Origin of the sequence: Mucilaginibacter sp. Mucisp86 (assembly GCF_047324315.1) — a bacterium.
Lineage (GTDB): Bacteria > Bacteroidota > Bacteroidia > Sphingobacteriales > Sphingobacteriaceae > Mucilaginibacter.
In genome coordinates, this window is sequence record NZ_CP168503.1 from 6523422 (window position 1) to 6546302 (window position 22881).

Below are 22881 nucleotides of genomic sequence, written 5' to 3' on the forward strand. Positions count from 1 at the left end.
TTTTATCCGAATAGGCTGTAAAACCTATCCAAATGAAAAGAGCCTGCATTCTTGTCCTGCTTATGATTGGCAGCTTAATTGCCTGTAAAAAAGATGCCAATGAAACCGCTTATGATAAAAGTTATAAGGCATGGCAAAGCTTTAAGATTGAAAGCAAAAACTCATATACTTATACTGTTAACGCCGGTTCGGTTTTTGGCTATGGATCCGAAACAAAAATTACTGTGCAAAACGGCGTGGTGGTAGGGCGAGATTTTCTATCATATACTTTAGAGCAAAATCCCAACAGCGCTCCCACTAAAAAAATAAGGGAACAGTGGCATGAAGATAAAACATCATTGGGGCAACATAATTCGGGTGCCGCATTACTTACGCTTGACCATGTTTATCAAAAAGCCAAAACCGAATGGCTTGCCGTCGATAGGAAAAAGAACACCATTTACTTTGAAACCAACAATAATGGTTTGATATCAGGCGCCAGTTATGTACCCAATGGTTGCCAGGACGATTGCTCAATAGGGATCTCCATCAGTGAGATCAAGGCTCTGTAACCTTAATGTAATTTACCGGATAATTTGGCCAATATATGTCATAACGCATATTACTTTTATGCTTTTTTGTACATTTGGCCAAATTTATAATGATGCAAAATTCAGATAATTTACAGGTATTGCTCCAGGATCCGAATTTATCTGCTGACTTAAAGCACATTGCCCAAAAGGTACTAAATAAACAACGCATCACTTTTGATGAAGGCGTTTTGCTTTATGAGCAGGGCGAGCTTGGATATCTTGGCACTTTAGCCAACTACATCCGCGAGGAGCGCCACGGCGATAAAACTTATTTCAACCGTAATTTTCATATTGAGCCTACCAATCTTTGCGTTTACGACTGCAAATTTTGTTCGTACTCACGCCTGCTGAAACAAAAATCAGAAGGGTGGGAGTATACCATGGATGAGATGTTCAACATGGTTACCAAATATGATGGCGAACCGGTTACAGAGGTTCACATTGTTGGTGGTGTATTACCGCAATATGATGTGCCTTTTTACCAGGAACTTTTTGCCCGCATCCGTGCCCACCGCCCGGAATTGCATATTAAAGCCCTTACCCCGGTTGAATATCACTACATCTTTAAAAAAGCCAAAATTGACTACGCCACAGGCATGCGCCTCATGCAGGAAGCAGGTCTGGATTCTATCCCTGGTGGTGGTGCTGAAATTTTTGATCCGGAAATCAGGGATCAGATCTCGAAAGATAAATGTACTGCCGATCAGTGGCTGGCTATTCATGAAGAGTGGCATAAGCTTGGCGGTCGTTCAAATGCTACCATGCTTTACGGCCATATTGAGGAATATAAGCACCGTGTTGATCACATGGAGCGCCTGCGCCGGTTGCAGGATAAAACAGGCGGTTTCCAAACATTCATTCCGCTTAAGTTCCGCAATAAAGATAACCAGATGTCGCATGTGCCCGAGGTTTCCGTGATTGAAGATTTACGAAATTACGCCGTGGCCCGTATCTACCTGGATAACTTTGATCATATCAAAGCTTACTGGGCTATGATTAGCCGTAATACCGCACAGCTTTCGCTTAACTTTGGCGTTGACGACATTGATGGCACGCTTGATGATACCACCAAGATCTACTCAATGGCCGGTGCCGAAGAGCAGCATCCGGGCATGAGCACCAAACAAGTGGTTGAGTTAATTAAACATGTAGGCCGGCAACCCATCGAACGCGATACTCTATATAATGTGGTCACGGATTATACCAACTTTGTGTTTGGTGACGAACCTAAGCCCCAGTATTATAAGTTACCGGTAATTAATTAAGTTTTTAAGCTAAAAGCCGAAGGCTGAAAGCTTAAAGCAAAAATAAAATGATTCAAAAAGCAAGAAAGCTTTCGGCCTTCGGCTTTAGCTTTCAGCTCAAAAAAATGGTACAAAAAAACTTATACATAGTACGCCACGGCCAAACCGAGTATAATAAACTTGGTATTATACAGGGCCGTGGGGTTGATACCGATTTAAATGCCGAAGGGCGCAAACAGGCCTGCCAGTTTTTTGAGGCTTACAAAACCGTTCCGTTCGATAAAATTTACATATCGGCATTAAAGCGTACGCAACAAAGTATTCAGCCTTTTATTGACCTCGGCATTCCTTATGAAAAACTTTCGGGTTTGGATGAGCTGGCCTGGGGCATTCATGAAGGCCAGGCACCAACTACGGATAATAAGGCAGCCTTCCTGCAGATCATGCGTGATTGGCTGGACGGAAAACTCGACAGCAAATTTGAAGGAGGAGAAAGTCCGCTTGAGGTTGAAGTACGTCAGCGCGAGGCCATGAAGGTGATTATGAGCCATCCCGAAGAAAAAACTGTACTTATATGTATGCATGGCCGTGCTTTACGCTTGTTGCTTTGTATCCTCACCGGCAAGCCATTATCCGAAATGGATACCTTCCCGCACCAAAACCTGGTATTATATAAAGTAACCTACAACGGTGAAATATTTGAGATTACCGACTTTAATAATGCCGAACATCTAAAACATTCCGAAGAAAAGTAATAGCGCATTTGTGAACAAGATCAGAATATCAGCAGTAAGCTACACTAACACCAAACCCTTTTTATACGGCATTCAACATACCGACATCATAAATAAAATAGACCTGAGCCTCGACATCCCGTCAGATTGTGCCCAAAAGCTCATTGACGATGTGGTTGATATCGGCCTTATCCCTGTTGCAGCAGCTTTGAGCCTGCCACAATGGGAAATTGTTTCTGATTATTGCATTGGCGCGGTCGGCGCAGTTAATTCTGTCTTTATTTTTAGCAATTGCGATATTAAGGATGTAACCACTATTCAGCTTGATCCGCAGTCGCGCTCATCAAATAACCTTGCCCGCGTTTTGCTTAAAAACCATTGGCAGGTAAATCCGGAGCAGGTTACCAATGCACCGGATTATGCTCAATCAACAGATGCACACACTGCCTTTGTGCAAATAGGCGACCGTACCTTTGGAAAAAAACATCAATATAAATATGTTTATGACCTGGCCGAAGAATGGCAAAAAATGACAGGTCTGCCGTTCACCTTTGCCGCCTGGATAGCCAATAAACCTATTCCGCAAGAATTTATGGATGAGTTTAATGCGTCATTAAAATACGGCCTCGACCACCGGGAAGACCTGTTCAAGGAACTACCAATGCGTGAAGACTTTGACCTTGTTGATTATTTGATGGTTAAAATAGATTACGAGCTTACTGTGGATAAGAAGAAAGCCTTATATATGTTTCATGATTATATAAAGGCCTTGTAATCTGAACCATGATTTATGGGATTAAAGGATCCCCGGATTTATAAAGCAGAAATCTTAATCCTGTAATCCAGTAAATCTACCCAAATCCCGGTTCAGAAAAAACAATTACGCTCTCAATTCAATTGCTTATCTTAAACACAAAAATGTTTATCTATGAGCAATACCCCCCAACTATTAAAAGGACAAGCAGCTTTAATAACCGGTGCCGATAGTGGCATTGGCAAAGGCGTTGCATTAGCCATGGCCGAAGCAGGCGCAAAATTGCTGATCAACTACGCGCATAACAAGGCCGCGGCCGATGATGTAGTTAGCCAGATCAAATCTTCCGGTGGCGAAGCATTTGCATTTCAGGCCGATGTGAGCCACGAAGATGAAGTAAAGGCCATGTTTGCCGAAATATTTAAGCAATACGGTACCGTGGATATTCTGGTGAATAACGCCGGGTTGCAGAAAGATTCCAAATTTGTTGATATGACAATTGACGACTGGAACAAAGTGATCAGTATTAACCTTACCGGTCAGTTTTTGTGCGCCCGGGAAGCTGCTAAAGAATTTATTAAAAGAGGTGTTGTTGAAGACAAAAGCAAGGCGGCCGGTAAAATCATTTGCATGAGCAGCGTACATGAAGTTATCCCATGGGCAGGCCATGTAAACTATGCTGCCAGCAAAGGCGGTATCATGATGTTCATGAAAAGCATAGCGCAGGAGCTCGCCCCGCATAAGATCAGGGTAAACGGTATAGGGCCGGGCGCTATACAAACACCTATTAATAAGGACGCCTGGGATACGCCAGAAGCCCTGGATAAATTGCTGACACTCATTCCTTATAACCGGATAGGACAACCGGCGGATATCGGAAAACTGGCCGTTTGGCTGGCTTCTGATGAGTCGGATTACATTACAGGGGTAACAATTTTTGCAGATGGGGGCATGACTTTATACCCGGGCTTTGCAGATAATGGCTAAATGACATTTTTATGACAACATAAATCGGTTTAGCATTATAAAAACGCCATTAATTGGCGTTTTTTCTTTTAGATATTGTAAAATATACACTAAGGTCATTGATAAAATTTAAATTTTGAGGCTATAAAAGGCTATAATTATTAAATATTCATAAAAGTTTCAGAAAATTTTAAATATTGATAAGTACACTGTATTTTTGTTGCAGGATTTAAAATTTAAACGAACATGAAAAAGATATTTTTAACAATAGCAACCGCAGCATTATTTACCGTTAACGCTTTCGCCGATGGTGGCAAAAAATCTGACGGTGGTACCAACGTTTCTTACATTGCTTTACACGGCTTTACTGCTGATTTTGCTGAAGCTACCAATGTTAACTGGACTGTAACTAAAAACGTTCAAAAAGCTACTTTCACTGTTGATGGTGTTCAAAAAACTGCTTTCTACAACCTGCAAGGTGAATTTTTAGGTACAACTCAACGTGTTGACAACAAAGCTATCCCCGCAAAAGCTCTTCAACAAATTAACAGCGATTACAAAGGTTACGAAGTAGGCGAAGTTATCGTTTACCAGGCTAACACTTCAATCAATGACGCTATCGAGCCAACTTCATACTTTGTTGACTTGAAAAACGACAAACACGAAGTTTTAGTAAGGATCACTCAACAAGCTAACATTGAGTTTTTCCAACAAGTAAAATAATTCCGAAAAATTATAACAATTGAAAGCCGTCCTGATATTTAGGGCGGCTTTTTTTATGGTTAAAAATCACGTTTTTATGTCATAAAACGCCATTTTATAAAACAAAACCGCTGTTTTTGCCTTTTAAATATTAATTAATATTTAGTTAGTATGTCGAAAACAATAATTGTATCAAACCGCTTACCTGTTAAAATTTCCAAAACTGATGGTGCTTACCATTCATCACCAAGCGAGGGAGGATTAGCTACCGGTTTAGGTTCAATATATAAACAGGGCGATAATGTGTGGATAGGGTGGCCCGGAATAGAAATAGCCGAACAAGAGGATAAAGATCAGGTTACCAAAGAATTAAAGGAATTAAGCCTGATCCCCGTTTTTTTAGACCAGGAGGAGATCAATCAATATTACGAAGGTTTTAGTAACGAGGTTTTATGGCCCGTTTTTCATTACTATGCTTCAACGTACGCGGCTTACAAGCAATCAAACTGGGATTATTATAAAGCAGTAAATAAAAAATTCAGGGATATGATCCTGAGCATTGCCGAACCCGGCGATGTGATCTGGATCCATGATTACCAGTTATTATTACTGCCGGCCTTGGTTAGGCAGGAGTTGCCCGATGTTTCCATAGGTTTTTTCCTGCATATCCCATTCCCTTCAAATGAGATGTTCAGGTTGATTCCCTGGCGGTCAGAACTTTTGGAAGGTATGCTCGGTGCCGATTTGATTGGTTTACATACTTTTGATGATGTGCGGCATTTTTTAGGAGCGGCTACGCGCTTGCTCCCGGTATCATCAAGTGCCAATATCATCAGTAATGGTGAACGTTCTGTTGTAGTCGAATCGTTCCCAATGGGTATCGATGAAAAACGTTATTCTTCGTTACCGCTGCAAGATGAGGTAAAGGAACAGATTGGCTTAATTAAAGAGAATTTTCAAAACAAGAAGCTGATCCTTTCTATCGACAGGCTTGATTATAGCAAAGGTATTTTACAAAGGCTCGAAGCTTTTGAACTTCTGCTTGAGCAATGTCCGGAATGTATCGAGCATATCACGCTTTACATGATCGTTGTTCCATCGCGGGATACCGTTCCGCAGTATGCTCACCTTCGTGATGAAATAGATAAAAAAGTGGGTAAAATCAATGCGCTCTATCGCACTATGGACTGGAGCCCAATTCATTATTACTACCGCTCGTTTCCAATCGAGACACTCTCGGCGCTGTATTATTCGGCCGATGTTTGTTTGGTTACCCCCATGCGCGATGGCATGAACCTGGTAAGCAAGGAATATGTTGCCAGCAGAATCAACAACGATGGTGTGTTGATTATGAGCGAGATGGCTGGCTCATCTAAAGAGCTTATTGATGCTATTATTGTAAACCCCAATAACACCGGCGAAGTGTGCCGCGCTATTCTGCAAGCCATCAATATGCCGCTGGAAGAACAACGAAGGCGCATGATCCCGATGAGGCAGCTGGTTGCGAAATTCAATACATCGCACTGGGTTAAGATCTTTATGGACCGCCTGAAAGAAGTGAAATTGATGCAACGCTCCATGCAGGCCAGGCACGTAAGCAACACAACTGAGCAAAGTATCATTAATCGTTATATCAAAACTAAAAAGCGGATCATCTTTTTAGATTATGACGGCACGCTGGTAAATTTCAAGTCAAATATCGACCAGGCCAGTCCTGATAAAGATTTATACAATATCATTAATAAACTTGCGGAAGACCCTGCAAATCAACTGGTTTTGATAAGCGGAAGAAAACATGAAAACCTTGATGAGTGGTTTGCCGGGAATGATATTTACCTTATAGCCGAACATGGCTCATGGTTTAAACAGCCGGGTACTTCGTGGCATAAAATAGGCGGTCTTAGTGATCAGTGGAAGCATGATATATATCCTATACTGGAAACCTATGTAGATCGTACACCGGGCTCGTTTATTGAAGAGAAAACATACTCATTAGTTTGGCATTACCGCAAAGCCCAGGCCGGCTTAGGCGAGCTTAGAGCTAACGAGTTGATGAACAATCTCAAATACCTTGCGAGTGATAAAGGATTGCAATTGTTGGCAGGGGATAAGGTGCTGGAAGTGAAGAACATGGATATCAACAAGGGTAAAGCAGCTTTAACGCTTACCGAAGGCCGTGACTATGACTTTATTATAGCATTCGGCGATGATTATACCGACGAAGATATTTTTAAAGCCCTGCCCGAAAGCGCCATAACCATCAAAGTAGGCAGCAATCTTTCGGCAGCGAAATTTTATTTGCGGAATCCGGGAGAAGTGAGAAAGCTGCTTACCAGTTTTGCGAAGTATACGCCGGTAGAGGAAACGGCAGACAAGTAAGTGGTGGGTTTTAGTGGCGGTAATTTTAAAAATTTATTAGTGCCTGCGGTTTAGCCGCGGGCATTTTTTATATTCGGTTCATTATACGTAACTTGCTATGAAGAAAATTAGCCTGCTTGCTTTTGCCTTGATGCTTTGCTGCCATATCATTTATGCGCAAACCCCAAACTATAAAATTTATGCTGTAAAATTCGCCGAATCCGGATATCCATTTAAAGTGGGCGATTGGGCATTGAATGGCGCCAAAAACGAACCTGTTAAAATTGATTTTATGGTATGGCTCATTAAAGGTAGCAACGGGAAAAACATTTTGGTTGACGCTGGTTTTTTGGGCGATATTGAAGATGCTAAGGAATTTAAACTAAAAACTTATCAGCGTCCCGATTCAGCACTTTTAAAGTTGGGTGTTAAGGCCGGCGATATAACCGATATTATTGTAAGCCACCCGCATTGGGACCATATCGATGGTTTAAGCCTTTTCCCGAAAGCAAAAGTTTGGATGCAAAAGCTGGATTATGGTTTTTTTGTAGGATCGGCCTGGCAAAAGCCTGGTGAGGCTGGCGGCTACGCAAAACGGGATGTTGTTAATATGGTAAATTTAAATTTGGCTGGCCGGCTTAAATTGGTTGATGGTGATGACAAAGAGATCATTAAAGGCATAAAAGTTTATACCGGTTCAAAGCATACCTATAATTCGCAATATGTGTTGGTGCAAGCAGGAAAAAACAGGGTGGTAGTAGCGTCGGATAACATTTGGATCTATTATAGCCTTCAGCATTTGGTGCCGCCTTCACAAGGTGGAACGCTTGATCCGGCAGGTTATGTAAAGGCTATGAAACGAATGAAAATGCTTGCCAGTAATGTTAAATTTATAATCCCGGGGCATGATGGAAAACAGCTTGAGATCTTTCCCAAGGTTGCGGATGGTGTGGTGGAGATAAGGTAAATATTAAACATTTATTTGACCGCGATTGCTTACAGTGTAAGTGAATAATGTAGTTTTGTATTCTAAAACCCTATCACATGATATTCTTTTTTGGCTCCGCATTTTACGGTAAAGTTGGTACCTACAACGATCAATGGATTGAAAGCAAGTTTTTTCACTTTATGTTTATCCCGCTTTTCCCTGTAAGTTCAATATATGTCACCCGGTCTGATTTCAGGAGCAGAAGCGGATTAGATATCGGCACAAACAGTAAAAGCATACGTGCAGCTTATGCACGGTTATTTACTGCCGCTATCGCGGTAATAACATTTTATTTAGGATTTCTGCCTGATATTTTTGATACAAACTTTAAGCTATTAATGTTAACTATATCGGTTATAGCGGCAGTTTTGTGGGTTTATTTCTGCTTTTTTTATGGCAAGGCAAAAAAAAGTGAATATGCCATGCGCGATAAAGTAGGTAGTATTACCGGTTTTTATGCGCTGCCGCATATGTTTGACCATGCCTATCTGTTTACGAAGTTCGAAGACTTTGAAAAAAAATATCGGATACTATATCCCGGAGGCAATTGGAAAACTGATTTAATGATGGACGGGGGTGATCCCGAAAGGTATAAGATTTTTTACGCATTAGCATTGTTTAATTTTATGGTTCATGATGAGCCTGAAAATGACACACTTTACGCTAAAGCTGATGCCCTGTACGAGATATAATGATAACACCAACAACGGAGCGGCAAAAAAAACAAAGCCCGATTGGTTTAAAAGATCAATCGGGCTTTTCTGTGTAGAAAAAACGGCTTTAATAAATAAAATGCGAAAATGGACGGGCAGGGGACGATCCGTGAGGACACGGATCGGGAGATATTGTTGTTGTCCCCCGTGCCCGTGTCCTTACGGGCACTTACAAAAATATCGGCCTGTCCAATTTCATAGCTATCCGGTAGGCCGCATTCATTAAACCTACGTGGCTGTAAGCCTGGGGGAAATTGCCCCATTGGCTGCCATCTTCCTCATCAACATCCTCGCTAAACAGCAACAGGTGATTAGAATATTGCAGCAGGTTGCCAAACTCCCGCTGGGCATCATCCAGCCGGCCAACAGTTGCCAGGGCCTCTACGTACCAGAATGCACAGATCAGGAAAGTGGTTTTAGGTTTGCCAAAATCATCAGCATATAAATACCTGTAAAATAATCCATTAGGTGTCTTAAGCTCTTTTTCCAGTGCAGCTAAATGGTCTTTTGCTTTTTGTGAGCTTGGATCAAGGTAGTTCATCATGATAAGCTGTAAAGTACTGGCATCAAGGTTACTGCTCCCGGCAGAATTGGTGTAAACCTTGCGCACCGGGTCATAGCAGCTTTCAATATGTGCTGCTGCGCGCTCTTTAAGGGCTATGGCCCTATCAATTAATTCCTGATTTTGAATGGTGCGTGCCATTTTTTCAGCAGCAGATGCGCCTGCCCACTGAAACAGGTTGCTGTAACAATGGATATTAGCCATATTCCTGAATTCCCAGATCCCGGCGTCTTTTTCGTCGATGGTATGCTCTATCTTATTTAACAAAAACTCTACCCAGCGAACGGAGTCTTTTCGCTCTGAAAACACAAATCGATGATCTGTATACAATGGCAGCAGAGAAATAAGCACCTGGCCGTAAATATCATTCTGAATATGTTCAGATGCCTGGTTACCGATGCGCACAGGCTGATTGCCCATATAGCCCACCAAATCGGTCAAAATATTTTCAACAAGGTCCTTTTTACCGGTGATGCTATACAGTGGCTGGTACCGTTCCATTTCGGAGAAGGTGATATCGGTAACATAGCTGAAATACTTTTCCATCTCTTCAAAATGGCCGATGTGGTTAAGCGCAGTTATTACATAGTAGGTATCGCGCAGCCAGCAATACCTATAATCCCAGTTACGGCCGCTTCCCGGCGATTCGGGCAAACTTGTGGTACTTGCAGCTATAATGGCGCCCGTGTCTTCAAACTGGTGTATTTTAAGGGCCAGGGCCGAACGGATAACAAAAGGCTGAAAATAAGTTGCAATTGATGAGTGTTTGATCCAGGTACGCCAGTATTGCACTGTTTCGGCCAAAAAACGATCGGCGGTGCTGATGAGCGGGGCCTCAAGCGGCTCACCGTAGGTCATGGCCAGGTACTTGGTTTCGTTAAGCACAAATGCCTGCTCATCAAAAATATAACTTATAGGGATATTGGTTGTAAGGCGGATGTTTTCTTCGCCCCCCTGGTATTGGATGTGGTTACTGCCGCGGTTTACGTTCAACTTAATAGTGCCATATTCAGATACGGGCGCGCATTTAACAATGATCCTTGGCGAGCCTTCAATAGCCTCAATCTTCCTGATCAGCATCAATGGTTTGTAGTAACGCTGATGCTGGTAGAAACGTGGCGCAAAATCAGTTATCCGGTATTTGCCACCGCTTGCCGGGCTTATTTCTGTAATTAAAATATTGGTGTTTTCCAGGTAATGTTGTTGGGAAGTATAATCACCCTCCGGGCGGATGGAGAACTCACCTCCTTTATCTTTATCAAGTAAACCGCCAAAAATAAAGGTGCTGTCAAAACATGGCCAGCAAAGCCAGTCGACATTGGTATTTTTATTAATATGGGCTAAAAAGGCGCAATTGCCAATTATCCCGGTATCATAGGTGTGTTTGCTCATGGATAGCTGTTATTTGTTTCAAACTTCAACAACACAGCCTTTGTAATGTTGGCGTAAATAATATGATTATTTAAAGTTTGTTTGCATTTGTTTAACAATGTATAGTAACTTAGTAGTATTAATTTAAAACAAAAATTCTATCAACTATGAGTTTAAGACTGGGCGATAAAGCGCCAAATTTCAAAGCAAAAACATCAGAAGGCGAAATTGACTTTTACGAATATTTAGGCGATAGCTGGGGTGTATTATTCTCACATCCTGGCGATTATACACCTGTATGTACTACTGAACTTGGCAAAACTGCCGCTTTAAAAGACGAATTCACCAAACGTAATGTTAAAGTATTGGCACTTAGCGTTGACTCGGTAGAATCGCACCATGGCTGGATCCAGGATATTAACGAGACACAGGGCGTTGAGGTTAACTTCCCGATCATTGCCGATGAAGACCGCAAAATTTCTGAAGCTTATGATATGATCCACCCAAATGCATCGGTAAATGCAACTGTGCGTTCCTTATTCATTATAGGCCCTGATAAGGCGGTAAAGCTGATCATCACTTACCCAGCATCAACCGGCCGTAATTTCCAGGAGATTTTAAGGGTGATTGATTCACTGCAGCTAACCGCTAATTACAGCGTAGCTACGCCGGCCGACTGGAAAGAAGGGGAAGACGTAGTTGTAGTACCTGCAATCAAGACTGAAGATATCCCTGCCAAATTTCCAAAGGGTTTTACTGCGGTTAAGCCTTATTTGCGCCTGACACCGCAACCAAATAAATAATTTTATTTGGTTTATTTAATAATTTTATATATTTGAGGGAAGCGGGATATCTATTCCTTCTGAACATATAAACCTATTTTATTTTTCAGTTTGGTTTTAGTTGATCTTAACACGAATTTTTTATTACGATTATTATAATTATGAAAACTGGAAAAGTAAAATGGTTTAACACGCAGAAAGGTTATGGCTTTATTATTACCGAAGAAGGTAAAGATCTTTTTGTACACTTTAAAGACGTTCAGGGCGGTGTAAATGCTATAAAAGACAACGACAGCGTAACGTACGATGTTGAAGAAGGAAGAAAAGGATTACAGGCAGTTAACGTGAAAAAGGTATAAAAATATATAAAGTTATTGAACAACATTTACTCACAGAACCTCTGACTCAACAGGGGTTTTTTTTGTGTTCATTTTTTTGCTTTTATCTGCGTAAATGCCCTACATTAGCCAACCAATTTTTATAGTTTATGACCGACGCTGCTAATGCCAAAGTTACAAGGAATGCCGTTTTTTTAGTACTTGTTGCTTCTCTGGGCTATTTTGTTGATATATATGACCTTCTGGTCTTTTCGATAGTACGGATCCCCAGCCTTAAAGATATTGGTTTAAATGCGCAGGAAATAACTGACAAAGGCCAATTCATTATCAGCATCCAGATGTTTGGATTATTGCTTGGCGGTATCATATGGGGTATTGTTGGCGATAAGCTGGGGCGTATTAAAGTGCTTTTTGGTTCGATATTACTTTACTCTGTGGCCAACTTTGCCAACGGCCTTGTGCATGATGTAAATACCTACGCAATTGTACGATTCATTGCCGGTCTTGGCCTGGCAGGTGAGCTTGGTGCAGGCATTACTTTGGTTAGCGAAACATTGAGCAAGGAAAACCGTGGTTACGGAACCATGATGGTGGCTGTTATTGGCTTGTTTGGAGCTACTGCTGCTTATGCAGTAGCTAAATTTGGATGGCGTAATGCTTATTTTGTAGGTGGAGGTTTAGGAATTTTATTGCTGCTGCTTCGTGTTGGTACCTTTGAATCGGGTATGTTCAAAAATGTCGAGAACAGCGATGTATCCAAAGGCAACATGCTCATGTTGTTTACTAATTGGGAACGATTAAAAAAATACCTTTTCTGTATCCTGATAGGCGCACCATTATGGTATGTGGTAGGTGTATTGATCAGTTTTTCGGATAAGTTTGGCGCTGCCTTAGGGGCCAAAACACTGATTAAGCCCGGCGACGGTATTTTTTACAGTTATATAGGGATCGCAATTGGAGATATTGTGGCGGGCTTGCTTGCCCAGGTTACCAAATCGCGGAAATTAACCATGGCTGTATTTCTAATACTTTCATTAGTAAGTGTGCATTTTTATCTAGGCAGCTACGGCATTACCCCCGAAAAATTTGCTGTATTAAGCTTTTTTATGGGCTGTACAGTAGGTTATTGGGCAACATTTGTTACCATTGCCTCCGAGCAGTTTGGCACCAATATCCGCTCAACAGTTACCACTACAGTGCCAAACTTTGTACGCGGCTCATTGATCCCTATAACTGTAGCATTTAATGCTTTCAACGCAAAATATGGATATATCAAATCGGGATATATCATGATGGGCATACTTACCGCGGTAGCGCTATTATCCTTAAGCCAGCTAAAGGAAACTTTTGGCAAGGATTTGAATTATGTCGAAATAAGTTAAAATCGGCCGGGTGTTCAATTTTCAAAAAACGGGTGTTCAAAAAGCTTCTGCTTAGTCTAAAATTAAAAATACAGGCATTGACTATCAGTTACTTATGTTTTTGATAGCAAAATAATGAACATGTAAATCATTGATTGTCAATTAATTTTATTTTAGCAAGTGTTCACGCCTGAAAAAATTGAACACTTTCCATTATCACGTGTTTGATATAGGTAGCCACAGGACTACACGTTGAAAAAGGTCATCTGCGGCAATTCCTAAAATTCATTACTTTTACGGCCTATGATCAGCAAAGAACAAATAGCCGAAGATTATAAGCAGATACAGGATGAGATCTGTGCCGCACTTGAGCAATTAGATGGCGCAGCAAAATTTGAGGAGGAGCTTTGGGAGCGCGAGGGTGGAGGTGGAGGCCGTACCCGGGTTATCCAAAACGGAAACATCCTTGAAAAAGGCGGAGTTAACTTTTCGGCGGTTCACGGTCATTTGCCCGATACCATGAAGCGGGCTTTGCAGGTTGAGCAGGATGATTTTTTTGCCACCGGTGTATCTATTGTGATCCATCCCAATCATCCGTTGGTGCCAATCATCCACATGAATATCCGTTACTTTGAAATGCCCACTACTATGGGCGATAGTCAAAAGCCTGTTCGTTGGTTTGGCGGAGGCATTGATTTAACCCCTCACTATGTAATTGAAGATGATGCCCGGTTTTTTCATAGTGGCTTGAAAGCTGCGTGCGATCAATACTATGCCGATTTTTATCCCCGCTTCAAAAAATGGGCCGACGATTACTTCTTCATCAAACACCGTAACGAAACCCGTGGTATAGGCGGCATATTTTATGACAGGCTCACTGCCAACGATGACTTGAGTTGGGAGGATATCTTTGAGTTTTCAAAAACGGTTGGCCGTTCTTTTGCACCAATATACTCCGAACTGGTGAGCCGTAACCGGGATAAATCATTTACCGAAGCGCAGCAGCTTTTTCAATACCAGCGTCGCAGCCGTTATGCCGAATTTAACCTGGTTTATGATGCCGGCACCAAATTCGGGCTGGAAACCAACGGCAGGATTGAGTCGATACTGATGAGCTTGCCGCCTACAGCCAAATGGGTTTATGACTATCATCCGGTAACCGGCAGCGAAGAGGAAAAAACACTATCTTTACTAAAAAAAGGTATTAACTGGGCTTAATCAAAATTTAGTCCGGTACAAACATCATCTATGCAAAAGCTTTTTTTACCTGTGGCAGTGATACTGCTGTTATGCTCTTTTAATTCCGCTGATAGTCCGCTGAAAGGCAGCTGGGAATATCGCGGAGGGATAATTAATGGTAAACTTGATGCTGCTCCCACAGCTTATAAATTACAAAGGGATTATGACAATGAGCACTATAAAGCCAAAGTGATTGAGGAGGGGGAGAAGACCCAGATATATGAAAAGGGCGATTATCAGTTGAAAGACGATACGTGCTTTGAAACCCAAACATACTGCATGCAGGAGTCAAAGCTGCTTAACAAAACCATAAAATACAACTACACAATCAGTAACGATACACTTAAACTGCTTTCCGTTTTACCCAACGGCAACAAGGTTGAAGATTACTGGGTGAAACTTAAATAAACCCTGATTAACGTAACAAAATTGTTGGTTCTGCAGCAATAAGCAGCATGGTTTATTGTTACTAAATTGGTGCAATCCCAAGTATTTTTTTAACTTCGCAGGTCGTTGAAAAATCAATTTTAACACGCAATTATAAGAGAAGGTTCTACAAATAATAAAAAATGGCTGAAGGAACAGAAAACGATAATTCACACGCAGAAGACAGGATAATTTCGATAAATATTGATGAGGAAATGCGATCGGCGTACATTGATTATTCAATGTCGGTGATTGTTTCCAGGGCGCTGCCCGATGTCCGCGATGGACTGAAACCCGTACACAGGCGCGTACTTTACGGTATGCTCGACCTTGGTTTAACAAATAACAAGCCCTACAAAAAGTCTGCCCGTATTGTGGGTGAGGTAATGGGTAAATATCACCCGCATGGTGATAAATCGGTGTATGACACCATGGTACGTATGGCCCAGGAGTGGAGTTTGCGCTACTTGCTGGTTGAAGGCCAGGGTAACTACGGTTCTGTTGATGGCGACGAACCGGCGGCGATGCGTTATACGGAAGCGCGCTTGCAAAAGCTTGCCGAAGAGATGCTTGCCGATATCAATAAAGATACCATTGATTTCCAATTAAACTTTGACGACTCGCTGCAGGAGCCAACAGTATTGCCATCTAAATTCCCCAACCTACTGGTTAACGGAGCTTCGGGTATTGCAGTAGGTATGGCTACCAATATGGCGCCGCACAACCTTTCGGAAGTTATTGATGCTACCATGGCATTGATTGATAACCGCCAGATTGAGGTTGCCGAGTTAATGAAATATGTAAAAGGCCCCGATTTCCCTACAGGGGGCATCATTTACGGTTACGATGGCCCGCGCGAAGCGCTGGAAACCGGTCGTGGCAGGGTTGTGATCCGCGCCCGTGCCGAAATCGAAACCTATAACGGCGAACGTGAACGCATCGTTGTAAGCGAAATACCTTACCAGGTAAACAAAGCTTTAATGATTGAGCGTACCGCCGAACTGGTCAATGAAAAGAAACTGGAAGGTATATCGGCTATTCGTGACGAATCGAGCCGTGAAGGGATCCGTATAGTTTACGAAATAAAACGCGATGCCAATGCAGCTATCGTATTAAACAACCTGTTTAAATATACTGCACTTCAAACATCTTTCAGTGTAAACAACATTGCCCTGGTTAACGGCAGGCCAATGCTGCTTAACCTGAAGGACCTGATCCATCATTTTGTTGAGCACCGTCATGAGGTTGTGGTTCGCCGTACTAAATTTGAGCTTAATGAAGCTGAAAAACGCGCGCACATCCTTGAAGGTTTATTGATTGCTTTAGATCATCTTGATGAGGTTATCCGTTTGATCCGCGCTTCGCAAACACCTGACGAAGCAAGGGAAGGCTTGATGACCAGTTTTGGTTTGACTGATATCCAGGCACGCGCTATCCTTGATATGACCTTAAGGAGGTTAACAGGACTTGAACGTGATAAGATTAAAGATGAATATGCTGCCTTAATGAAACTCATCGAACATTTAAAGAACATCCTGAGCGACGAAGGCTTAAGGATGCAGATCATTAAGGATGAGTTACTGGAAGTTAAGGAGAAATACGGTGATGAGCGCCGTACAGAGATGGTTCACTCATCTGCAGAAATGCAAACTGAAGACTTTATCGAGGATGAGGATGTAGTAATTACAATTTCGCGCGAAGGTTATATTAAACGTACCCCACTTACCGAATACCGCAGGCAGAGCAGGGGAGGTAAAGGTGCTATAGGCAGCAACAGCCGTGATGAGGATTTCATTGAGCACCTGCTTATTGCCTCGAACCACAATTACATGCTGTTCTTTACCGAATCAGGGCAGTGCTTCTGGCTCAGGGTATTTGAGATACCGGAAGGTACCCGTACATCGAAAGGACGTGCAATTCAGAATATCATCAATATTCCTAAGGAAGAAAATATCAAGGCGTATATCAAGCTGATCTCGCTTAAAGATCAAAATTACCTTGAAAACAATTTCATCATCATGTGTACCAAAAAAGGTACCATCAAGAAAACTTCGCTTGAGGCTTACTCACGTCCGCGCTCAAACGGTATCAATGCCATCAATATCAATGAAGGCGATTCATTACTTGAAGCAAGCTTAACTAGCGGCAGCAGCGAGATTGTTATGGCGCTTAAATCTGGCCGTGCTATCCGTTTCAATGAGTCAACCGTAAGACCTATGGGACGTACCGCTACTGGTGTTCGCGGTATTACGCTTGATGACGAAAATGATGAGGTAGTTGGCATGATTGCTATTGATGACGCAGAAACAACCGTATTGGTAGTATCAGAAAAGGGATACGGTAAACGTACCGATATTGAAGATTACCGTGTTACAAACCGCGGTGGCAAAGGTGTAAAAACACTTAATATTACTGAAAAAACCGGAAACCTTGTAGCCATAAAAGGTGTTACAGATAAAGAAGACCTGATGATCATTAATAAATCAGGTATTATTATCCGTATAGCTGTAAGCGAATTAAGGGTAATGGGTCGTGCCACACAAGGTGTAAGGCTGATTACACTTAAAAATAACGACGAAATAGCTTCAGTAGCCAAAATTGAGCATGACGAGGATGAAGAAGTAAAAGACGGCGACGAAAATGCTGAAGGCTCTGATAATATTGCTGCTGAAAACACAGGCAATGGTGATACGGCCGAGAATGGTGCCGAACCATCAACTGACGATACAACAGAATAACAAATATGCACTACCGCAAGATCATTTTATCGGTTTTAATTACTTGTTTTACTACATCCTTTGCGTTTGCGCAAAAGGAAGCGCTTAAGGTTGTGGTAAATAACCTGGCTTTTTATAAACAGAAAAACGACCTGAAGTATTTGGCCGCAGCCAAAAAATCTGCAGATAGTTTGATCATTACAAAGTCGGATACGGCTGATATAGAAAAGAATCTTTACAGGGCTATTGTAAATACAAGTATCCTGTATATTGATTCGCTAAACAAGCTTGGTATGCCCGCGGATATGCTGGATAAAACTACCAAACTGGTTGACAGGTTATCTGGCATGAGCAAAATTTTCAAGTACCAGTCAGAGCTTGATTACACCAAGCGGTGTTTGGCTAATGTTTATATCCGGAAAGGGTTTGAAGCTGTAAATAATTCGGATTTTGCCAATGCCAGAACTTCGTTTGAAAACGCGAAGAAGTATGCGCCGGGGATGAACCAGATCAATACTTATATTGCCTTTTCGAACAACAAAGCCGGTAATTTGCAGGATGCAGCCAGGTACTATACAACCATGCTGCAGGTTGACAGTGCCCGTACTGAGTATATCGAAACCGCATCAAATATCTACAAATCATTAGGCGATACAACTAAGGCGTTACAAATACTCCAAAAAGGTCGAAAAATTTTGCCGAATGACCGTTTTTTGCTGCTTGACGAGGCCAATATTTATAACAATAAGAAAAATTACAAGGCGTTAGAGCCCTTAATTGGCCCACTGCTTGATATTAATGCAAATAACGCCGATATTGCATTTGTAGCTGCTAATTGCTATGATCATTTAGATAAATTTGACCAGGCGGAATCTCTCTATTTACACGCCATTGAACTGAGCGGAACATATTTTGACCCGGTATTTAATTTAGGGTTATTATATTTAAAACAAAGCTCAACTACAAAAGGGGAGAGGAGCATCCAGGATCTGGGACGTGCTATACAATGGCTTGAAAAGGCTAATGAAATATCGCCCAACAACGTCAATAGCCTGCAGGCTTTGCAACTGGCATATGCCAAAACCAATAACCAGGATCAGTTAGACAGAATAAACAATAAACTAAAACAGTTAACCAATCAATAATAATCATGAAAATCAAACTTTTGATGGCGGGCCTGTTAGGCTTAGTTTCAGCAACAGCTTTTGCGCAAAAAGGTGAGTTAAATACCGCAAAAGAAGAATACGAAAAATATTCGGGTTTAAGGGGCCAGCCGGCAATGGCATCAATGGCAGGTAAAAGCCTTACCACTGCGAAAGAATCAATTGACAAAGCCTCAGTCAATGAAAAAACCGCTACATTACCGCTTACTTATGCTGTAAAAGGTTCAATTTACTCGGCGTTAGCTGTTCAGGACACTGTGCCAACCACTTCATTGCCGCTATTTACTACTGCCGAAGAAGCTTTGAAAAAAGCTAAAGAGGTTGATACCAAAGGGGAAAATAAAAAAATGATTGACGAGGCATATTTAAACCTTGCCCAATATCAGTTAACCAAAGGTGTTAAAGAATACTCTGCGGGCAAATATGATCTTGCTTACAAGTCATTTGACTTTTACCGTACGGTACTGCCTGAAGATACAAATGCTATCTATTATACAGGCCTTGCAGCCGCAAACGGAAAAAATTACCCCGCCGCAATTTCAAACTACAGCAAACTGGTAACTACTAAATATTCAAAAAATGCCGGTGTTTATCTTGATCTTTCTTCGTTATACCTTGCAAGTAAAGATACCGCAGGTGCGCTTAAAGCTGTATCTGAAGGAGTAAGCAAATATCCGGCGAACAGTGAGCTGCGTAAACGCGAAATCGAGATCAGCTTGCAAACAGGAAAAGAAAAAGAAGTTACCGATAAAATTCAGGCAGCTTTAGCCAACGATCCAAAAAACAAAACTTTGTATTATTATGCTGGTTTAACTTACTCACAAACAGCCGATAATTACGCAAGAGAAGCGGGCTCAACTAAAGATGCGGCTGCAAAAGCTAAATTAAATGCATCAAAAGCCGAAGCCTATGTTAAAGCTGGTGAGATGTATAAAAAAGCCTTAGAAATTGATCCTAACTATTTCGAAGCTAACTTAAACTACGGTTACGTAATTCTCAACCCGGCAATTGATGCTTATAATGCGGCTAATAAATTACCAGCTAACAAACAGAAAGAATATGATGCTGCTATTGCCAAAGCTAAAGCACAGTTTGAACAAGCTAAACCATATTTGGTAAAAGCCGTAGAACTTCAGCCAAAATCAATTGATGCGTTGCAAAACTTGAGAACCTATTACTTAGGTGTTAAAGATGACGCAAATGCTTCAAAATTGAAAGCGCAGATTGACGCATTACCAGCTAATCAATAATATCGAAAGATACTATAAAGAGAGGGGCCTTTTTAAAAGGCCTTTCTCCTAAATACATTATTTAACATAATGTTAATTATGAGAAATAATGTATTGCTGTTTTTTTACATGGATGCTATCAATTTTGGGGTGAAATTATATCGAATTGCACGGGTATACAGATATATATTTACAGGCGTTCACAGGTATGTAAAGTAATTGAAAGGTAGTTTACAATTTAAGAGTCAATAAAGTTGTGTGGGCTGCTGATAAGTATGAATTAAATATATTTGATATAGCAAAATGCCGCAATAGCCGACTCGTAATTATTGCTTTTTGATCGAACTACATTTGTATTAAAAAGTTTATTTAAACAATAGACCTTTCGATCAGATTGATAAGAAATGTGAGTCATATGGCGAAGCACTGTGCGATAATCGAAAAGCACGCCGGACTTTCAGTATTTATTAAAACATCAGGCTCGCCGCGACGAAAAATCCAATTTATAATACCTCTGCAAAAAATTACTTTTTATATGGTAACAGATCAGAACTTGATGGTTAGCATTTGTTGTACAACTTATAACCATAAAGATTTTATCAGTCAAACTATCGAGAGTTTCCTGATGCAGGAAACTAATTTTAGATATGAGATTGTTGTTGGCGATGATTGTTCAACCGACGGCACGACTGAGATACTGAGATCATACAAGGAAAAATATCCTGATAAAATCAAGATCATATATCCGGAAAAAAACCGCGGAGCTCATTTAAATACAATTAATACCATCAAAGCATGTGAAGGAAAATACATTGCCCTCTGTGACGGTGATGACTTTTGGACAAGCCCTCAAAAGTTGCAAAAGCAAGTCGATTTCCTGGAAAATAACCCGGAATATATTATTTGCTGCCACTATACAAGAGTAATTGACATCAACAATAATACCCTGAATATCGAGTCAAATCCTGTACCGCTTGAATATACTTATCACGATTTACTGGTTGGCCGACAGGTAGAAACTAAAACCGCTACAGTTGTATATCATAACATCCCTGAAGTGCATGAATTGTTTCAGGAACAATGGTATACCAGTTGCTATGCGGCCGATAAGTTCTTTAAAATTTTTGCCACATTTAATACCGGTCGTAAAATATATGTGATGCCCGAGGTCATGAGCTGTTATCGCAATCACGTGGGCGGCATTTGGAGTATGATCAAAAATGAAGCCAGGATGGAAATGGTTATCAGTGATTTTAATCTCATTATCAGGCGTTTTCGCTATCGCGGAATGCAAAAGAAAATGCTGCTGCTGTTGTATCTTAAAAGATATATACTATTTGAATTGGGTCGATTTCGGTTACGCAAAGCTTTCGACACAGTAAAATACCTGCTTTAAACTTCATTGCAATTTTTCTTCCTGCTGCGCTATTATCCACCTATACCGTATCGCGTACCCTTGATAAGTATTTTCATTTTAAGGCATAAACTGCCAGTATTATTGGCTAACAAGTACCCCATGCCCTACCCTCAGGGCGTATAATCAATAATTAAATACATAATTAAAAACCACTTATGAGCTATCGAAGTTTCACCATACGTAATAGAAAGGATTGGGACGAATATATAAAGCGGTCATATACACACGAGGGGTTTCATACCTGGTATTATCACTCTTTAAATAATGAAGGCGAGCCTCTTTTATTTGTTTATGAAGAAGATGTAGTTTTTATAGCATTACCCGTAATCAAAAGGAAAATCGAAGGCTCCGAATACTTCGATATGACTTGCGTGTATGGCTATTCAGGGCCTTTATCTAACATATCCCTTGAAAACCTATCAGCCGCAATAACTACACAATTTAAGGTTGCATTTACGGATTTTATGAAAGAAGAATCGGCCATTTGTATCTTTTCAAGATTACATCCGTTCCTCAATCAGCATCATCTGTTAGAAAATATCGGCGGTATTAAGGATAACGGCACAACGCTGTACATTGATCTTTTGATGTCTGAAGAAGATCAACGGAATGGCTACGATAAAAGGCTTGGCCGCCAGATAAGAAGTCTGCGAAAAATGGGCTTTGTTATTAAAGAAGCAGATACAATTCAGGAAATCGAACGTTTTGCTGAAATGTATTATAAAAACATGGATAGGCTGCATGCTTCATCTAATTATTATTTTGATGTTCAGCATTTTATCAATCTTCTTAACGAAGAATACATGAAAAATAAACTGATTTTAATTTACGATGGCCTAAACCTGATGTGCGGGGCGCTCATTTTATTATCAGATAACATAGTTAGAAACCACCTTTCTGCTACTTCTCCCGATTATTTGAGTATTTCTCCGAGTAAGTTACTAACAGACGAAATAAGTATGATTGGGAGAAGATTAGGAAAAAAGATCTTTCACCTTGGAGGCGGCGTTGGCGGAAAAGAGGATTCACTTTTCAATTTCAAAAAGCTATTCTCAAACTTGCAGGTAAAAGACCGGATCTGGTGTTATGTCAATGATGAACCTGCTTATAACGATCTTGTTTTAAGGTCGGGCGTAGAAACCAATCCGGAAATTAAATTCTTTCCATTATATCGTCATCCTAACAGAAAAACACAAGCAACTACCTCTGAGCCCGAAACCACCACAATTGACAACCTTAATTAAT

The 22881-nt window shown here is 41.0% G+C and carries 20 protein-coding genes; 19 read left to right on the forward strand and 1 reads right to left on the reverse strand.

The genetic code is table 11. The features are described from left to right. Nucleotides 1–32 precede the first annotated feature (32 nt). The 9 genes from ACEN9X_RS27115 (at nt 33) to ACEN9X_RS27155 (ending at nt 9010) form a co-directional block, all read left to right on the forward strand. A complete protein-coding gene (locus tag ACEN9X_RS27115; RefSeq protein WP_413668108.1) occupies nt 33–551 on the forward strand; it encodes a hypothetical protein in 519 nt (172 codons plus the stop codon). 92 nt (nt 552–643) lie between these two features. Further along, entirely contained in the window at nt 644–1837 is a 1194-nt protein-coding gene (gene mqnE / locus ACEN9X_RS27120; RefSeq protein ID WP_413671164.1) for an aminofutalosine synthase MqnE, read from the forward strand. A 47-nt stretch (nt 1838–1884) separates the two neighbouring features. After that, on the forward strand, nt 1885–2571 hold the full coding sequence (locus ACEN9X_RS27125; RefSeq protein WP_413668109.1) for a histidine phosphatase family protein: 687 nt from the start codon (nt 1885–1887) through the stop codon (nt 2569–2571). Nucleotides 2572–2581: 10 nt separating this feature from the next. Further along, a complete protein-coding gene (locus ACEN9X_RS27130; RefSeq protein ID WP_413668110.1) occupies nt 2582–3325 on the forward strand; it encodes a menaquinone biosynthetic enzyme MqnA/MqnD family protein in 744 nt (247 codons plus the stop codon). Between the two features lie 153 nt (nt 3326–3478). Next, the gene (locus ACEN9X_RS27135; protein ID WP_413668111.1) at nt 3479–4291 is read left to right on the forward strand and encodes an SDR family oxidoreductase; all 813 of its coding nucleotides are present in this window, start codon (nt 3479–3481) and stop codon (nt 4289–4291) included. A gap of 225 nt (nt 4292–4516) precedes the next feature. After that, the gene (locus tag ACEN9X_RS27140) at nt 4517–4993 is read left to right on the forward strand and encodes a hypothetical protein (RefSeq protein WP_176624633.1); all 477 of its coding nucleotides are present in this window, start codon (nt 4517–4519) and stop codon (nt 4991–4993) included. Between the two features lie 150 nt (nt 4994–5143). Continuing rightward, the gene (locus ACEN9X_RS27145) at nt 5144–7351 is read left to right on the forward strand and encodes a bifunctional alpha,alpha-trehalose-phosphate synthase (UDP-forming)/trehalose-phosphatase (RefSeq protein WP_413668112.1); all 2208 of its coding nucleotides are present in this window, start codon (nt 5144–5146) and stop codon (nt 7349–7351) included. 97 nt (nt 7352–7448) lie between these two features. Beyond that, a complete protein-coding gene (locus ACEN9X_RS27150; protein ID WP_413668113.1) occupies nt 7449–8297 on the forward strand; it encodes an N-acyl homoserine lactonase family protein in 849 nt (282 codons plus the stop codon). A gap of 77 nt (nt 8298–8374) precedes the next feature. After that, the gene (locus tag ACEN9X_RS27155) at nt 8375–9010 is read left to right on the forward strand and encodes a hypothetical protein (protein ID WP_413668114.1); all 636 of its coding nucleotides are present in this window, start codon (nt 8375–8377) and stop codon (nt 9008–9010) included. A 190-nt stretch (nt 9011–9200) separates the two neighbouring features. On the opposite strand, the gene ACEN9X_RS27160 is transcribed toward ACEN9X_RS27155, so the two are convergent. After that, a complete protein-coding gene (locus tag ACEN9X_RS27160) occupies nt 9201–10985 on the reverse strand; it encodes a glycoside hydrolase family 15 protein (RefSeq protein ID WP_413668115.1) in 1785 nt (594 codons plus the stop codon). Between the two features lie 146 nt (nt 10986–11131). Between ACEN9X_RS27160 and ACEN9X_RS27165 the strand changes: the two genes are divergently transcribed. The 10 genes from ACEN9X_RS27165 (at nt 11132) to ACEN9X_RS27210 (ending at nt 22880) form a co-directional block, all read left to right on the forward strand. Next, on the forward strand, nt 11132–11767 hold the full coding sequence (locus ACEN9X_RS27165; RefSeq protein WP_091207009.1) for a peroxiredoxin: 636 nt from the start codon (nt 11132–11134) through the stop codon (nt 11765–11767). 140 nt (nt 11768–11907) lie between these two features. Continuing rightward, nucleotides 11908–12105 (forward strand): cold-shock protein, encoded by a 198-nt coding sequence (locus ACEN9X_RS27170; protein ID WP_091207011.1) that lies wholly within the window; start codon nt 11908–11910, stop codon nt 12103–12105. A gap of 128 nt (nt 12106–12233) precedes the next feature. Next, nucleotides 12234–13466, forward strand: coding sequence for an MFS transporter (locus ACEN9X_RS27175; protein ID WP_413668116.1), 1233 nt, complete (start codon nt 12234–12236; stop codon nt 13464–13466). A 282-nt stretch (nt 13467–13748) separates the two neighbouring features. Next, nucleotides 13749–14663, forward strand: a complete 915-nt coding sequence (hemF, locus tag ACEN9X_RS27180; RefSeq protein WP_413668117.1) for an oxygen-dependent coproporphyrinogen oxidase — start codon at nt 13749–13751, stop codon at nt 14661–14663. A gap of 30 nt (nt 14664–14693) precedes the next feature. Then, the gene (locus ACEN9X_RS27185) at nt 14694–15092 is read left to right on the forward strand and encodes a hypothetical protein (protein WP_413668118.1); all 399 of its coding nucleotides are present in this window, start codon (nt 14694–14696) and stop codon (nt 15090–15092) included. A 161-nt stretch (nt 15093–15253) separates the two neighbouring features. Then, nucleotides 15254–17848 (forward strand): DNA gyrase subunit A, encoded by a 2595-nt coding sequence (gene gyrA, locus ACEN9X_RS27190; protein ID WP_413668119.1) that lies wholly within the window; start codon nt 15254–15256, stop codon nt 17846–17848. Nucleotides 17849–17853: 5 nt separating this feature from the next. Next, nucleotides 17854–18972, forward strand: coding sequence for a tetratricopeptide repeat protein (locus ACEN9X_RS27195; RefSeq protein ID WP_413668120.1), 1119 nt, complete (start codon nt 17854–17856; stop codon nt 18970–18972). Between the two features lie 5 nt (nt 18973–18977). Then, nucleotides 18978–20240, forward strand: coding sequence for a tetratricopeptide repeat protein (locus ACEN9X_RS27200; protein WP_413668121.1), 1263 nt, complete (start codon nt 18978–18980; stop codon nt 20238–20240). A gap of 514 nt (nt 20241–20754) precedes the next feature. Beyond that, nucleotides 20755–21615: a glycosyltransferase family 2 protein gene (locus ACEN9X_RS27205; protein WP_413668122.1), complete on the forward strand. Its 861-nt coding sequence runs from the start codon at nt 20755–20757 to the stop codon at nt 21613–21615. Between the two features lie 176 nt (nt 21616–21791). Continuing rightward, nucleotides 21792–22880, forward strand: a complete 1089-nt coding sequence (locus ACEN9X_RS27210) for a GNAT family N-acetyltransferase (protein ID WP_413668123.1) — start codon at nt 21792–21794, stop codon at nt 22878–22880. The last annotated feature ends 1 nt before the right edge of the window (nt 22881 follow it).

What these genes read in the sequence shown, in the direction of transcription:
- ACEN9X_RS27115 (WP_413668108.1), top strand. Translation starts at nt 33, where the DNA reads ATGAAAAGAGCCTGCATTCTTGTCCTGCTTATGATTGGCAGCTTAATT.
- mqnE (WP_413671164.1), top strand. Translation starts at nt 644, where the DNA reads ATGCAAAATTCAGATAATTTACAGGTATTGCTCCAGGATCCGAATTTA.
- ACEN9X_RS27125 (WP_413668109.1), top strand. Translation starts at nt 1,885, where the DNA reads ATGATTCAAAAAGCAAGAAAGCTTTCGGCCTTCGGCTTTAGCTTTCAG.
- ACEN9X_RS27135 (WP_413668111.1), top strand. Translation starts at nt 3,479, where the DNA reads ATGAGCAATACCCCCCAACTATTAAAAGGACAAGCAGCTTTAATAACC.
- ACEN9X_RS27140 (WP_176624633.1), top strand. Translation starts at nt 4,517, where the DNA reads ATGAAAAAGATATTTTTAACAATAGCAACCGCAGCATTATTTACCGTT.
- ACEN9X_RS27145 (WP_413668112.1), top strand. Translation starts at nt 5,144, where the DNA reads ATGTCGAAAACAATAATTGTATCAAACCGCTTACCTGTTAAAATTTCC.
- ACEN9X_RS27150 (WP_413668113.1), top strand. Translation starts at nt 7,449, where the DNA reads ATGAAGAAAATTAGCCTGCTTGCTTTTGCCTTGATGCTTTGCTGCCAT.
- ACEN9X_RS27155 (WP_413668114.1), top strand. Translation starts at nt 8,375, where the DNA reads ATGATATTCTTTTTTGGCTCCGCATTTTACGGTAAAGTTGGTACCTAC.
- ACEN9X_RS27160 (WP_413668115.1), bottom strand. Translation starts at nt 10,985, where the DNA reads ATGAGCAAACACACCTATGATACCGGGATAATTGGCAATTGCGCCTTT.
- ACEN9X_RS27165 (WP_091207009.1), top strand. Translation starts at nt 11,132, where the DNA reads ATGAGTTTAAGACTGGGCGATAAAGCGCCAAATTTCAAAGCAAAAACA.
- ACEN9X_RS27170 (WP_091207011.1), top strand. Translation starts at nt 11,908, where the DNA reads ATGAAAACTGGAAAAGTAAAATGGTTTAACACGCAGAAAGGTTATGGC.
- ACEN9X_RS27175 (WP_413668116.1), top strand. Translation starts at nt 12,234, where the DNA reads ATGACCGACGCTGCTAATGCCAAAGTTACAAGGAATGCCGTTTTTTTA.
- hemF (WP_413668117.1), top strand. Translation starts at nt 13,749, where the DNA reads ATGATCAGCAAAGAACAAATAGCCGAAGATTATAAGCAGATACAGGAT.
- ACEN9X_RS27185 (WP_413668118.1), top strand. Translation starts at nt 14,694, where the DNA reads ATGCAAAAGCTTTTTTTACCTGTGGCAGTGATACTGCTGTTATGCTCT.
- gyrA (WP_413668119.1), top strand. Translation starts at nt 15,254, where the DNA reads ATGGCTGAAGGAACAGAAAACGATAATTCACACGCAGAAGACAGGATA.
- ACEN9X_RS27195 (WP_413668120.1), top strand. Translation starts at nt 17,854, where the DNA reads ATGCACTACCGCAAGATCATTTTATCGGTTTTAATTACTTGTTTTACT.
- ACEN9X_RS27200 (WP_413668121.1), top strand. Translation starts at nt 18,978, where the DNA reads ATGAAAATCAAACTTTTGATGGCGGGCCTGTTAGGCTTAGTTTCAGCA.
- ACEN9X_RS27205 (WP_413668122.1), top strand. Translation starts at nt 20,755, where the DNA reads ATGGTAACAGATCAGAACTTGATGGTTAGCATTTGTTGTACAACTTAT.
- ACEN9X_RS27210 (WP_413668123.1), top strand. Translation starts at nt 21,792, where the DNA reads ATGAGCTATCGAAGTTTCACCATACGTAATAGAAAGGATTGGGACGAA.